Origin of the sequence: uncultured Romboutsia sp. (assembly GCF_958366745.1) — a bacterium.
Taxonomy (GTDB): domain Bacteria; phylum Bacillota; class Clostridia; order Peptostreptococcales; family Peptostreptococcaceae; genus Romboutsia; species Romboutsia timonensis.
This window is the reverse complement of the sequence record NZ_CATXCO010000009.1, coordinates 21,387-32,723: the sequence shown is the minus strand read 5'-3', so window position 1 is coordinate 32,723 and position 11,337 is coordinate 21,387. Positions and strand designations below refer to the sequence as shown.

Here is an 11,337-nt window from a genome sequence, read left to right as displayed (position 1 = left end):
CATAAAGAGTATTGACAAAAATAAAAGAGCGTAGACTTTGTCTACGCTCTGAGCTATGTATTACTATACATAGCTTTTAAAAATTAAAACTTAACTTTCTTTATTACAGATTCATTTTTTTCTACTTTAGCCTTTTTTGTTATTGCTTCAATACTTTCCATATATTTATCTTCTGTTAAAGTTTTCTTTATTTCATCTTTAACTTCATCAAATGTAAGTTGTTTATCTATTTTGTCATAAACTTTGATTATATGATATCCATATTCTGATTCTACTAATCCTGATATTTCACCTGATTTTAAGCTAAATGCCGCTTCTTCAAATGGTTGCACCATTTGTCCTTTAGTGAAGTATCCTAAATCTCCACCGTTAGCTGCAGACCCTGAATCATCAGAGTATTCTTTTGCAAGTTCCGAGAATTCTTCTCCACTTTTAGCTTTTTTAAGTACTTCTTCTGCTTTCTTTTTAGCTTCTTTTTTCTTAGCTTCAGAAAGTTCCTTTCCATTATCATCTACAGTAGATATAAGTATATGAGATGCTTTTACTTCATCTTTATAATAATCTGCCTTATGCTCTTCATAATACTTTTTCATTTCTTCATCTGATATTTTTAAATTCTTATCAAAGTTCTCTTTATACTTTTGTATTGTTAAATCTTGTTCTTGCTGAGATCTAAGATATGTATCATCTATACCTAAACCTTCTAATTTCTTTTTATACTCTTCATCTGCATCTATATTCTTCTTTAATTCTTCGAAAGCTTTATCTACTTCTTCCTCTGATGGAGCTAACTTATCTTTTCTAGCTTGTTCGCATACTGCTTCTATATCTATCATTTGATCAAGCATTATATCTTTAAATTTATCTTTATACTTTACTCCTGCTTCTACTTCAGTATCCCATATAGTACTTCCATACATTGCTTCTAAAGATTCCTTGTATAAAGCTAGTGTTGATTCAAATTGTTTTACTGTTATATTATTTCCATTTACTGTTGCTACAATATCATTATTATTTTTTTTACTACTACAACCTACTGCAGATATACACAGTAAAGATGATAAAGTTAATGCTATTATTTTCTTCACAATTAAACACCCTTCCTTGTTTTTAATTTGATTTTAAATTACACATATTTTCTAAAAGTTCTTCTAACTCGTTAACTATATTATAACCTATTTTTTCCTTTGTCTTATATCTAGTTAACGGATTTAATAATATTTCATCTTTAATTTGTCTTACTTTTTCTATTTTTAACTTTTTACATAGTGTTTTTATATATGCTATCTTTAATAGAGTCTCTACAGATTTAGGTATATCTGAGAATCTATCTTCTAATTCTTCTTGAACCTCATACATATCCTCTTTGCTTTCTATAGAGGCTATTTTTTTGTACATTTCTATCTTAATTAACTCATCAGTTATATAATTATCTGGTATATAAGCATTTACACTTAAATCTATTTCTACATCTATATCTTCTGAAACAACTTCACCTTTGACTTTCTTTATTGCTTCATTTAACATTTTTACATATAAGTCATATCCAATTACAGCCATATGACCATGTTGTTGTGAACCTAGTATATTTCCTGCCCCTCTTATTTCAAGGTCTCTCATTGCTATTTTGAAGCCTGACCCAAACTCAGTAAACTCTCTTATAGCTTTTAATCTCTTTTCTGCTATTTCACTAAGTGACTTGTCTTTTTCATACATTAAGTATGCATAACCTTGTCTAGTACTTCTTCCAACCCTACCTCTTAATTGATAAAGTTGAGCTAGACCCATTTTATCTGCATCATATACTATCATAGTATTAGCATTTGATATATCCATACCAGTCTCTATTATAGTAGTACAAACTAATACATTAAACTCTTTATTTAAGAATCCTAAAATTATATTTTCAAGGTCTTTTGAAGTCATTCTACCATGAGCGATAGCAACTTTTGCGTCAGGTACTAATCTTTGAATCATACTTGCCATTTCTTCAATACGCTCAACCCTATTATATACGAAGAATACTTGGCCACCTCTACCTAGTTCTCTTTCTATTTCATCTTGAATTATACTTTCTTTAGCTTCTGTAACATAAGTAATTACTGGATGCCTTTCTTGTGGTGGTTCCTCTATAACACTCATATCTCTTATTCCACTAAGTGACATATGAAGTGTTCTTGGTATCGGCGTTGCAGATAGTGTAAGAACATCTACAGTAGATTTAATTTTCTTTAACGATTCTTTATGCTTTACTCCAAATCTTTGCTCTTCATCTATTACAACTAACCCTAAATTAGGCATATTTATATCCTTAGATATTATTCTATGAGTTCCTATTAAAACATCAACTAAACCTTTTTTAGCATCTTCTATAATTTGTTTTTGTTGCTTTGGAGTTTTGAATCTACTTAATACCTCAACTCGTATTGGATAACCCTCAAATCTTTCTTTAAAAGTATTATAATGTTGTTGAGCTAATATAGTTGTTGGAACTAATACAGCTACTTGTTTTTGATCCATACAAGCTTTAAATATTGCTCTTATAGCTACTTCTGTTTTACCATATCCAACATCTCCACAGATAAGTCTATCCATTACTTTATCTGATTCCATATCTTTTTTAGTTTCTTCTATAGCTCTTAATTGATCATCTGTTTCTTGATGCGGGAATAATGATTCAAATTCACCTTGCCAAGGAGTATCCTTAGAGAACTTATATCCTTTTACTTTTTCACGCTTAGCGTAAAGCTCTATAAGCTCCTTAGTCATATCTTCTATTTCTTTTTTAACTTTAGCCTTAGCTCTTGTCCATTCATTAGTTCCTAGTTTATTTAATTTAACCTTGTCTTCTTCTACACCTATATATTTTTGTACTTTATCCATTTGGTCTATAGGTACATATAGATTATCTCCACCTTGATAAACTAACTTCATATAGTCTTTTTTTATGTTGTTTACAGTTATTTGTTCAATACCTGTATATCTACCAACCCCACTATTTTCATGAACTACATAATCACCTATATTTAAATCTAAGAATGACTCTATTTTCTTTCCTTTTTTCTGCTTCTTAGATTTAGATGTTGAAGTTCTCTTATGAACCCCTATCATCTCATTATCTGTAATTACTACAAATTTTATAGACTTATACTCAAAACCACTAGTTATACGAGCAGGTATAATCACTATTTGAGAAGATTTTATCTCCATACCTCTATCTTTAGATATAGTTGATTCTAAATCTAAATCTAATAAGTCTGCATGTAATTTTTTTGCTCTGTCATATGTGTTAGTAGCAAGTACTATTTTGTATCCGTTATACTTCAATCTGTTTAATTCTTCTGCTAAAACATCTACCTTCGCATTGAAAGTTGGAACTTCTCTAGAATCAAAATTTATTATTGATTTTACATTAAAATCATTTATTGGTTTTGGTAAAAGTGTATTTAATACTAATTTTCTACCTTCTGATAAAAAATCTAAATCATTATATGTATATAATAATTTCCCTTGATTTTTTATAGCTAAACCTCTTTCAAGATTTAATTTATAATTTTCCTTAAATTCATTTAAATAGTTTTCGCATCTTTCTTTAGTCCTACTTATATCATTAAAGAATACTATAGCGTTTTCTTGTAGGTAGGTAAAAATACTTTTATTTTCCTCAGGATATAAATAGTCAATATAGTTTTCTATACCTTGGAAATAAGTTTTACTATTTATATTATCTATATTTAAAAATACATCCTCATTAGTGTTCTTGTCTGTATCTTTTTTAATTTTATCTACAGCTTCTTCTACATTTTCAGGATATATAAATTCTCTTGATGGAGTTATAGAAAATTTATTTATTTTCTCTATAGATTTTTGTGAGAAAACATCAAAAGTTCGTATAGAATCTATTTCATCATCAAATAATTCCATACGAATAGGATTATTATATTCTAGAGAGAATATATCTACTATTCCACCCCTTATGCTAAATTGTCCAAATCCCTCTATTTTTGAAACTCTTTCATAACCTAAATTTACTAAGGTTTCACTTAATTTTTCTAGGTTTATTACATCACCTATTTTATATGTATAAATGTTTTCTAAAAGTATTTCTTTAGGTATGTATTTTCTCATAACAGCTTCAATAGATGTTACTAAAATTATATTTTCTCCCTTAGCTAACTTTAATAATACTTTTAACCTTTTAGCTTCTTCACTTCTATCCTTTGCATCCAAATGATAAAATAAAATATCTTGAAACCCAATATATTCTACCTTATCCTTCATATAAAAACTTAAATCATCATAAACCTTTTTAGCTTCTAAATCACTATTTGTTATAAAAATAGTTTGTCTATTTAAATCCCTATACATAGAGTAAGCTATATGTGGTTTTTGTACTGCTAAAAGGCCATTAATTAATAATGAGCCTTTATTATTTATACAATTTATTATATCTTTATATTCTTTTGAATTTTGCAAAGGGTATACAAATATGTCATTCATATTAAATTCCCCTCTCATTATCCATTGTATTTATTCATAGCGATGTCTACATTTTCCTTAATCATAGCTTCTACTGCTTTATAAGCTTTTTCAAGACCTATCTCCAAGTCAGCTTGTTCTTCTTTTCTAAATCTAGAAAGTACAAAATCAGCTAAATCTTGCCCTTTCATAGGTTTTGAAACTCCTACTCTTACTCTTGGGAAGTCTCCAGACCCTAAGCATTTTACGATAGATCTCATACCATTATGAGTTCCTGCACTTCCCTTTTTTCTTATTCTTAGTTTTCCAACATCTAAGTCTATATCATCATATATTACTATTATATTGTCCAAATCAACCTTATAGTACTTATATATATCTATTAATGTTTCACCACTTAAATTCATATATGTTTGTGGCTTAACTAAAAGAACTTTCTCAGAACCTATTCTTCCTTCTCCTATTAATGCCTTATGTTTTATTTTCGTCACAGATATGTCATATTCCTTTGCTAAAATATCTATAACATTAAATCCTACGTTATGTCTTGTATTTTCATATTGCTTTCCAGGGTTTCCTAAACCTACTACTACGTACATAGTATTCCTCCTTAATTACTTATTATGTTAAACCAAAAATTGAGTATATCAAAATTGGTTAATATTATTAAAATTGTTGCTAGTGATATAAATGGTGCAAATGGTATTTTTCTTATTTTATCACTTTTTGTTAAAAGTATATACATACAATATATCGATGCTAATATAAAGGATAAAAATATTAGGTATATTGAATAATTTTTACCTAACACAAAACAACATAAGCCATAAAGACCTATGTCACCTTCACCTAATCCTTTAGTTACTTTAGCTAATATGTATGGTATTATAATTCCTACTAACAGTGATGTTATGTATGTTTTAGCGTCTGGTGATATTAAAAATATTCCACCTTGAATTATTATACCACTAAGTATCGTTATATCATATATGTATGTTGTATGATAGTCTATTATTGAAATTATGATTATAAATGGTATTAGTGATAAGTATTTTATTGATTGTTGTGTTATTCCATACTTTTGATAAGTTAGGACCATTGATAAAATCATTAGGATATAAATTATTATTGTATTAGATTTTGTTTTTGTCAGTTCATCACAGATTTTATAAATTTGATTGTTACAAATATATGAGATTATTATTGCAATTAATATTATATATATCATAAGTTTAATAATAGTAGTAGGCTACTAATATTATTAACTTTATGTATTTTTTGTAATCATCTATAAATCCTATTTTTACAATTTCAAATATGTTTATTTTAATATATTTTATGATATAATATAAATATAAAAAGAAATCACAACCTATTTAGCGGTAGAGTGTGATTTTCATATAAATTATTTTCTAATTTTTATGTCCACCCTTCTTGGCTTTAGGGTGGTTTTTACTTTTACAAATAAATTCTCTTAACTTTATGTAAGAATCTATTATTATAGAAATACAATATGTAAATACAATACATATTATAGCTATTTCTTTAAGTATCTTAAGTTTATCCATATATTTCACCTCCTTCCATGAAAAATGGAATTAGGCTTTAATATGAAAACTCACACCCTATAGATTGTAATTTCTCGAATTTTAATTATACCATAAAAACTGGTATATTAGAATAATCCAATATACCAGTTTATTATATTTGTACCATATAAGATACTTATCAATGCCCCCACAGATATAAACGGTCCATAAGGTATCATTGAATTAAATTCTTTTTTCTTAATCTTACTATATATTATAGTAGCTACTCCATAAATAGCTCCAACATAAACACTTAAAAGTATTGTAAGTAAACCTAGTTTTATTCCTAAAAATAGTCCTACCATACCGAATAGCTTTATATCTCCACCACCCATTACTTCTTTCTTTATTATAAGCTCTATTAAATAGATTAAAACTAACATTCCTCCACCACATATTAGACCTCCTAATAAGCTATCTTTTATGCTTATTCCTTGTCCTAATATATTGAAGATTACCGCTCCTACTGAACCAAATATTACTAGTTCATCAGGTATTATGTAATAGTCTAAATCTATGAAAGTTATTATAACTAATAAAGAAACTAATAATGAGTAATATAAAGTCATTATACTTGGTCCATACACACTATACACTAATACAAACAATATTCCTGTTAATAACTCTACTAAAGCATATCTTGGACTTATCTTTTGTCCACAATATCTACATTTTCCTCTTAATAAAGTCCAGCTTAATATTGGTACTAAATCTAATGGCTTTAATCTAGTATTACAGTTATAGCAGTGTGAAGGTGGATTAACTACTGATTTTTTATTTGGTATTCTGTAAATACATACATTGAAAAAACTACCTAATAATGCTCCAATTATGAATGATACTATCGCAAAATATATGTACATAATTAATATCTTTCTCCCACTAATCTACTTGTAAACTCATAGTCTGTACATCTACTTAATACACTATCTCTAGATATAAGACCTCTTCTATATAAGTTAACTAGCTCTTGGTCCATAGACTGCATTCCTTGTTTACTTCCTGTTTGTATTATGTTTTGTATTTGATAAGTCTTGTTTTCTCTTATAAGGTTTCTTATAGCTGGATTTGCTACCATTACCTCTAATGCTGCAACTCTTTTTCTTCCATCTATAGTTTTTATAAGCTGTTGAGATACAACTCCTTCACAAACAGTTGATAACTGAGTTCTAACTTGTTGTTGTTGCTCTGATGGGAACATATCAACTATTCTGTCTATAGTTTTCGCTGCTCCTACTGTATGTAAAGTCGAGAAAACTAAGTGACCTGTTTCTGCTGCAGTTAATGCTATTGATATAGTTTCAGGGTCACGCATCTCCCCTACAAGTATAACATCAGGGTCTTGACGAAGTATTGCTCTTAATGCAGAGTTAAAACTTTCTGTATCTTGTCCTATTTCTCTTTGGTTTACTAAACTTTGCTTGTGATCATGTACGTATTCTATTGGGTCTTCTAATGTTATTATATGTCTTTGTTGATTTTCATTTATTATGTTTATTAAACTTGCTAAAGTTGTACTTTTACCACTTCCTGTTGGACCTGTTACAAGTACTAAACCTTTGTGCTTTTCTGCAAAATTTTTTAAAACTTCTGGAAGTCCTAAAGTATCAAAGTCTGGTATATGTGATGTTATTGTTCTTATTGCTATCGCAAAGTTTCCTTTTTGTTTATAGGCATTTACTCTGAATCTTTCTCCAGATTCTATTGAAACTGAGAAGTCACATTCTCCATCTTCTTCTATTCTTTTAAAGTTCTTTTCTCCTGCTATTTCTCTTGTCATAGCTTGTGTGTGTTCTTTTGTTAATACTGTTTCTGATAAGTTTACGAAAGAACCTTTTACTCTTGCTATTGGTGTGCTGTTTATTGTTATATGTATATCTGATGCACCTAATTCTATTGATTTTTTTAATAAATCATGTATGTTCACATTAATTCCCCTTATCATATGGCTTATTTTATAATTTTATATTATCAAATATACTTTATTTTATAACCATATTTTTCATAAATATTCCTAGCATAAAAAAGCTATTATCATAAATTTAATTATATAACCTTTTATTCATAATATTTTTTATTATTCCTGCATCATAAATATAAGGTTTAATGAATATTTTAATTAATATAGAAATTTATAGCATAAAAATACACCCTATTATAAAATAAGGTGTATTCATTAATTAAAATAATTGACTTATAGATTCGTTAGCGAATATTTTCTTTATTGCATCTCCAAATAAATGTGCAACAGTTTTTACTTGTATCTTATCTATCTTCTTTTCTTCAGGAAGTTGTATAGTATCAAGAACTATTAACTCACTTATAGCAGAAGCTTCTATTCTTTCTATTGCTGGACCTGATAATACTGCATGTGTACAACAAGCGTAAACTTCTTTAGCACCAAATTCTTTAAGTGCATTAGCAGCATTACATATTGTTCCTGCTGTATCTATCATATCATCTAATAATATAACATTTTTATCTTTAACATCGCCTATTATGTTCATTATTTCACATACGTTAGCTTTTGGTCTTCTCTTGTCTATTATAGCTAGAGGGACATCTCCATCTAATCCATTAGCAAATTTTCTAGATCTTGTAACACTTCCTAAGTCAGGAGATACTACTACTAAATCTTCTATGTTTTTGCTGTTGAAGTAGTCTGCTAATATTGCACCACCTTGTAAATGATCTAGTGGTATATCAAAGTATCCTTGTATTTGTGCAGCATGTAAATCCATAGTTAAAACTCTATCTGCTCCTGCTGCTGTTATTAAGTTTGCAACTAATTTAGCTGTGATTGGATCTCTTGCCTTAGCTTTTCTATCTTGTCTTGCATATCCGTAGTAAGGAATAACTGCTGTTATTCTTCCTGCTGATGCTCTTTTTAATGCATCTATCATTATTAATAATTCCATTAAATTTTCATTTACTGGGCTATTAGTTGATTGAACTACGAAAACATCGCATCCTCTTACTGTTTCATTCATGTTTACGCTTATTTCGCCATCACTAAATGTACCTACTTCACAATCTGCTAAAGGTACACCTATGTAATCAGCTATTTTTTGAGCTAATTCTTTAGATGAATTACCTGCAAGTATTTTGATTTCACTTCCGCTAGTGTTCATTTGTATCCTCCCAAAACTTTAAAAACAATTTATTTATTAAAATTTAGGCGTTTTGCCTTAAATAATAAGCTATTTAGTTGCTATTTATTGTTATCTCTTTCTTCCTTTTTTGCTACCCAGCCTTCTTTTATCACTTGTCTTTCTCTGGCTACTGCTAATGCTCCTTGTGGAACATCATTAGTTATAGTTGATCCTGTAGCTACGTATCCCTTTTCTTCTACAGTAACTGGTGCAACTAAGTTAGAATTTGAGCCTATAAATGCTCCATCTTTAACTGTTGATTTAAATTTATTTTTGCCATCGTAGTTTACAAATACTACTCCGCATCCTATATTTACATCCTTACCAACGTGTGCATCTCCTATATATGATAAGTGTGATGCTTTAGAGTTATCTTCTATAGTAGCATTTTTAACTTCTACGAAGTCTCCTATTTTAACATTGTTTCCTATATTACTATTTGGTCTTAAGTATGCATATGGTCCTACTGTAGTATTTTCTCCAACAGTACTATCTACTATTGTTGAACTTTGTACTTCTGTATAATTTCCTATTTGAGAATTTGTTATACTACAATTCATTCCTATTACACAGTTTGTTCCTATTTTAGTATTTCCTCTAAGCATTGCTCCAGGATATACTATAGTATCATTTCCTATTTCTACATCTGCTTCTATATAAGTTGAGTTAACATCTATTATTGTTACTCCATTTACCATATGAGATTCATTTATTCTTCTTCTCATTATTTCTTCAGCTTTTGATAATTCAACTCTTGAATTAACTCCCATTAGTTCTTCTATTGTAGAACCATTGTAAGCCCCTACTTTTTGACCTTTATCTCTCATTATTTTGATTGTATCTGTTAGGTAGTATTCACCTTGAGCATTGTTGTTATCTAATAAATCAAGACTTTCTCTTAATGATTTCCCATTGAAGCAGTATATTCCTGAATTTATTTCTTTTGCTTTCTTTTCTTCTTCATTAGCATCTTTTTGCTCTACTATTTTAAGTAGATCTTTGTTTTCATCTCTTATTATTCTTCCATATCCAGTTGGATTATCTACTGTAGTTGTAAGAACTGTTGCATGATATCCGTGTTCTATATGGTAATCGAATAATCTTTTTAATGTTTCTTCTTTTACTAAAGGTGTATCTCCGCAAAGCACAACTATAGTATCATTATCATTTATATATTCTTTAGCCATCATTACTGCATGACCTGTTCCTAATTGCTCTGTTTGCATTGCTATCATAGTGTCTTTAGGTAATTTTTCTTTTACTACATCAGATTCGTGACCTAAGATTGCAACTATATCATTAACCCCTGATTTTTTTGAAACGCTTATTACGTGGTTTACCATTTCTTTCCCACATACTTTATGTACAACCTTTGGATATTTAGACTTCATTCTTGTTCCTTTACCAGCGGCAAGAATTATCGCTTTAAAATTCATGTCCCCACTCCATTCATTAATTATTTTCCTATATATGTATAATATGTAAAATTACATATTAGTATTCAATGTCATTCATTTCTACTAACTAATATATCACTTTTTTACAAAAAAGTATATATTTAAACAAAGTTTACTGACTTTAACAACAAAAAAGAGCCGAAAGTTCGACTCTTAACAATTTATATATATTCTTTCATAATTTAATTTTAGCAAAAAATTAACTTGAATCATCTTACCAACGACATATCCTTAGTATTGCTATAGATATATCCGTTATTCAAAATTATTCAGCTGCAACTTCTAGTTGAGCTACTGTTTCATGGTAAGCTTTTAATACTGCATCTTCTACTACTTGTCTCATTTCAGCATTTATAGGATGAGCTATATCTCTGAAGTTTCCTTCTCCTACTTTTCTGCTTGGCATTGCTATGAATAATCCATTATGACCTTCTATAACCTTTATGTCATGTACTACAAATAGGTTATCAAAAGTTAATGAAACTATACATTTCATTTTACCTTCATCTGTTATTTTTCTTACTCTTACGTCAGTTATCTTCATCTCTAAATATCCCCCTTTAATTTTGACAAAATATAATCTTTAAATAATATATTTATTTTTCTATCTAGTCTCTTAATAGAAGTAATTCTAGATTATTTTAAAATATCCTTTTTATT

At 28.6% G+C, this 11,337-nt stretch carries 10 protein-coding genes; all 10 read right to left on the bottom strand.

Translation table 11 applies throughout. The features are described 5' to 3' along the window. Window positions 1-83: 83 nt before the first annotated feature. Complete coding sequence (locus Q5F54_RS01765) at window positions 84-1,115, bottom strand: peptidylprolyl isomerase (protein WP_288525458.1); 1,032 nt, start codon at window positions 1,113-1,115, stop codon at window positions 84-86. Then, window positions 1,111-4,500, bottom strand: coding sequence for a transcription-repair coupling factor (gene mfd, locus Q5F54_RS01760; RefSeq protein WP_281537634.1), 3,390 nt, complete (start codon window positions 4,498-4,500; stop codon window positions 1,111-1,113). The genes Q5F54_RS01765 and mfd overlap by 5 nt, the downstream gene beginning before the upstream one ends. Window positions 4,501-4,517: 17 nt before the next feature. After that, complete coding sequence (gene pth / locus Q5F54_RS01755; protein WP_071118977.1) at window positions 4,518-5,078, bottom strand: aminoacyl-tRNA hydrolase; 561 nt, start codon at window positions 5,076-5,078, stop codon at window positions 4,518-4,520. Between the two features lie 11 nt (window positions 5,079-5,089). Then, on the bottom strand, window positions 5,090-5,578 hold the full coding sequence (locus Q5F54_RS01750) for a prepilin peptidase (protein WP_288306421.1): 489 nt from the start codon (window positions 5,576-5,578) through the stop codon (window positions 5,090-5,092). Between the two features lie 313 nt (window positions 5,579-5,891). Continuing rightward, window positions 5,892-6,047 (bottom strand): hypothetical protein, encoded by a 156-nt coding sequence (locus Q5F54_RS01745; protein WP_281537632.1) that lies wholly within the window; start codon window positions 6,045-6,047, stop codon window positions 5,892-5,894. 107 nt (window positions 6,048-6,154) lie between these two features. Then, window positions 6,155-6,931: an A24 family peptidase gene (locus tag Q5F54_RS01740; RefSeq protein WP_302333900.1), complete on the bottom strand. Its 777-nt coding sequence runs from the start codon at window positions 6,929-6,931 to the stop codon at window positions 6,155-6,157. 2 nt (window positions 6,932-6,933) lie between these two features. Continuing rightward, entirely contained in the window at window positions 6,934-7,995 is a 1,062-nt protein-coding gene (locus Q5F54_RS01735) for a type IV pilus twitching motility protein PilT (protein WP_071118980.1), read from the bottom strand. Between the two features lie 253 nt (window positions 7,996-8,248). Further along, on the bottom strand, window positions 8,249-9,199 hold the full coding sequence (locus Q5F54_RS01730; RefSeq protein ID WP_281537892.1) for a ribose-phosphate diphosphokinase: 951 nt from the start codon (window positions 9,197-9,199) through the stop codon (window positions 8,249-8,251). An 80-nt stretch (window positions 9,200-9,279) separates the two neighbouring features. After that, window positions 9,280-10,656, bottom strand: coding sequence for a bifunctional UDP-N-acetylglucosamine diphosphorylase/glucosamine-1-phosphate N-acetyltransferase GlmU (glmU, locus tag Q5F54_RS01725; RefSeq protein WP_302333899.1), 1,377 nt, complete (start codon window positions 10,654-10,656; stop codon window positions 9,280-9,282). Between the two features lie 286 nt (window positions 10,657-10,942). Continuing rightward, entirely contained in the window at window positions 10,943-11,221 is a 279-nt protein-coding gene (gene spoVG / locus Q5F54_RS01720; RefSeq protein ID WP_071118983.1) for a septation regulator SpoVG, read from the bottom strand. Window positions 11,222-11,337 lie beyond the last annotated feature (116 nt).